The sequence below is a fragment of the Pseudomonas sp. Irchel 3F3 genome, assembly GCF_900187545.1.
GTDB classification, from domain to species: Bacteria; Pseudomonadota; Gammaproteobacteria; order Pseudomonadales; family Pseudomonadaceae; genus Aquipseudomonas; species Aquipseudomonas fortuita.
This window is the reverse complement of record NZ_FYDS01000012.1, coordinates 1-3,118: the sequence shown is the minus strand read 5'-3', so window position 1 is coordinate 3,118 and position 3,118 is coordinate 1. Positions and strand designations below refer to the sequence as shown.

At 57.3% G+C, this 3,118-nt stretch carries 4 protein-coding genes and 3 tRNA genes; all 7 read right to left on the bottom strand.

The features are described from left to right. The coding region (locus CKW35_RS22945; RefSeq protein ID WP_230385152.1) for a GTP-binding protein at positions 1 to 143 on the bottom strand (143 nt) is incomplete at its 3' end. 78 nt (positions 144 to 221) lie between these two features. Continuing rightward, positions 222 to 297: transfer RNA gene (locus CKW35_RS22940), tRNA-Thr, on the bottom strand. A gap of 29 nt (positions 298 to 326) precedes the next feature. Next, positions 327 to 400 (bottom strand) — tRNA-Gly (locus CKW35_RS22935). A gap of 24 nt (positions 401 to 424) precedes the next feature. Beyond that, positions 425 to 508: transfer RNA gene (locus CKW35_RS22930), tRNA-Tyr, on the bottom strand. A 152-nt stretch (positions 509 to 660) separates the two neighbouring features. Continuing rightward, on the bottom strand, positions 661 to 1,086 hold the full coding sequence (locus tag CKW35_RS22925) for a hypothetical protein (protein WP_016484646.1): 426 nt from the start codon (positions 1,084 to 1,086) through the stop codon (positions 661 to 663). A 7-nt stretch (positions 1,087 to 1,093) separates the two neighbouring features. Next, positions 1,094 to 1,843, bottom strand: coding sequence for a pantothenate kinase (locus CKW35_RS22920; RefSeq protein WP_016484645.1), 750 nt, complete (start codon positions 1,841 to 1,843; stop codon positions 1,094 to 1,096). Continuing rightward, positions 1,833 to 2,792 (bottom strand): bifunctional biotin--[acetyl-CoA-carboxylase] ligase/biotin operon repressor BirA, encoded by a 960-nt coding sequence (gene birA, locus CKW35_RS22915; protein ID WP_031312439.1) that lies wholly within the window; start codon positions 2,790 to 2,792, stop codon positions 1,833 to 1,835. The genes CKW35_RS22920 and birA overlap by 11 nt, the downstream gene beginning before the upstream one ends. Positions 2,793 to 3,118 lie beyond the last annotated feature (326 nt).

The following is a 3,118-nucleotide window of genomic DNA, read 5'->3' as shown; positions in this document are numbered from 1 at the left end:
TCGAACTCAACGACTGCCGAACCGAAAACTTCGGAGCAGACGCGAGTCAGAGCTGCGGTCAGAGTGGTCTTACCGTGGTCAACGTGGCCGATAGTGCCGACGTTAACGTGGGGAAGGGAACGATCAAACTTTTCCTTAGCCATCGATACAATCCTCCGCAGAAGAAATAGTCTTGCGCTGATAAAACAAAGGCAGATATTTTCATATCTGCCTTGTTTATATGGAGCTCTTGAGCGGACTTGAACCGCTGACCTCACCCTTACCAAGGGTGTGCTCTACCAACTGAGCTACAAGAGCGAAACACTTTGCGCAAAATCCAGCAAACTTGGAGCGGGTAGCGGGAATCGAACCCGCATCATCAGCTTGGAAGGCTGAGGTTCTACCACTAAACTATACCCGCGGAGCTTGCGGCTCTCGCTAAAACTGGTGGAGGGAGAAGGATTCGAACCTTCGAAGCTCTCGCAACGGATTTACAGTCCGTCCCCTTTGACCGCTCGGGAATCCCTCCAGATGTGGCCGGCATTCTATTTGTCTGCCGTCCCAGTGTCAAGCGTTTTTTCAAATTTTTTCAATCAAATCTGAAACTTAGCTGCTTTGACACCGCTTCCAGTTCTACCACCTGAGCGGTGTTCCCTGTGAAGCGGGCGCCATTCTATCAAGCTATTCACCAGTTGCAATACCCTGGCAGAAAATAATTTTATGTTTTAAGTCTTTGAAATCATTGGAAAGAGCCGAAAGCACCGTTTGGTCCAGCAAACGCTCGCTTTCCGGGGCAACCTTGAGCCAGCGCCCATCTGCTCCAGGCAACTGCCCCACCACTGGCAAAGTGGCAATATCCAGGCTCAGCAAGCGCTGACGCAGTGCATCCAGCTGCTCCTGCCCTGTTACCCCCCCCACCACCAGGCACTCATCACGGCGCCTGGGTGGCGCCGACAGACCCGTTTCACGCAACAGACGGATTTCTTGCTGATTCCCCTTGTACAACGACAGGGGAGCGACTTCCTTGACCTTCAGCGGTGCTTCCTGCTGATGCCAAACGTAATAGAAGACGTTGAGCACCAGTAACAACAGAAACAACCAACGCATAGGCACCTCAATCCAATGGGCAGGCCATGGCCAGACCAACAAAAACCAGGTCAGGGACGACACGCGCCTGCGGCACGGCCTCCCTCACCAGCGGCGCATCGCCCCCGGTGAGGAACACCGTGAATTCATCCCCCCACAGCGCACGCGCCTGCTCGAGCTGCGTACGTGCAAAGCCCTGAAGCATCAACACGCAGCCACGCTCGACCGCTTCGACAGTAGAGCGGCCCGGCGACAAACTGGTCAATGCGCGCTCGGCAGAGTCATCGTCATAACGGATTCGCCGGGTGTGGGTACGCAACTGACTGCGCATCAATGGCATGCCCGGGCAGATGTAGCCACCCAGGTGTTCGCCGTCTGCGGCCACAAAGTCCGCTTTAGCAGCGGTACCAAGGTCGATCACCAGGCACGCGCCCTTGGCCAGGTGAAATGCACCCAGCGCTGCCAGCCAACGGTCCATGCCCAGACGCTGATAGTCATCATAACCGTTGCGCACACCGGCCATGCGCTGGGCCGGATGCGCAACATGCGCCTGCACGGTAAATGCCTGGGCTATCAACGCACAAAGCGCATCGGTTTCTTCCTCGCTGCGCACACTGACGATGCGGCACCCGGTCAGACGTACCGATGCCAGCGCAGCCACTTCAGCCAGCAGCGCTTGATCGGAATCGACGATCCCGCCACCTTCAATCACTGCATCAGCGGTATGGATTACGCGCCACTTGATGAAGCTATTACCGCAGTCGAGCTCAAGAATCATCACGCAACCTCAAACTGAGCTCACCACCACTGAAGCTCTTTTCAACTCCGTCCACCTCAAGGCGCAAGCCGCCCTGCCCGTCGACGCCAAGAACCACGCCATCAATACGCGTGCTACCGGCAACCAGTGAAACAGTGCGCCCCTGCCACAGGTGCGCCTGCTCCCATTCCTCCTGGAATGCGGCAAAACCGTAACGACGATGGCGTGCCAATTCGTGCTGCAATTGCTGATTGAGCGACGCCACCAGGTGGTTGCGGTCTATCGCCGCACCCAGCTCACGCCGCATTGAGGTCCACTCCTGGTCGACTTGGCCATTGACCTGCATGTTCACATTGATACCAATACCCAGTACCACATGACAGACATCGGCCGGGTCACCCACCAGCTCCAGGAGAATGCCAGTTATCTTCTGCCCGCGAACCAGCACGTCATTGGGCCATTTGAGCCCTACATCCTTTACGCCGAATGCCTGCAGAGTACGCATCACTGCAACACCCACCACCAGGCTCAAGCCTTCGAGCTGGCGCATGCCGCCATCCACACGCAAGACAAGGCTGTAATAGAGGTTTTCGGCAAATGGGCTGACCCATTGCCTGCCACGTCGCCCGCGGCCTGCGCTTTGCCGCTCAGCCAAGACGATAAATGGCGCTACCTGCCCTTGATTGGCAAGCCTCAAGCCTTCGGCGTTGGTCGAGTCGATGATTTCGTGGATGAAAACCGGCCACTGCTCGCCTTCGGCAAACCCGGCGATAGCCTGTGCCTCGAGCAAAGCCAGCGGCGCCGCCAGCTGGTAGCCGCGCCCACGAACCTTGTGAATGGTGAGGTTCAGCTCGCTCTCCAGGTGCTGCAGCTGCTTCCAAACGGCGCTGCGACTCACCCCGAGGGCTGCCCCCAGAGCTTCTCCGGAATGGAACCGGCCATCCTTGAGGAGGTTCAACAACTTCAGCATGCCAGTCTCGACTTGGAATAAGGCAGGCATGATAGCCATGGGCTGTTGGCTTGCATAGGAAAAGGGCCTGCATACCTGGCGTGCGCCCTGCCTTGTGGCAGCGGGCGTGCCCGCGAAACAGGCTGCGCGGTGGATGCCACGGGCTTCGCCCGTGTTCGCGGGGCAAGCCCGCTCCCACAGGGATTCGAGCTGGGCTGAATTTTTGCCCACAAAGACAAAACCCCTACCTGCATGCGCAGATAGGGGTTTTGCGAAATGAATCTTGACGATGACCTACTCTCACATGGGGAAACCCCACACTACCATCGGCGATGCATCGTTTCACT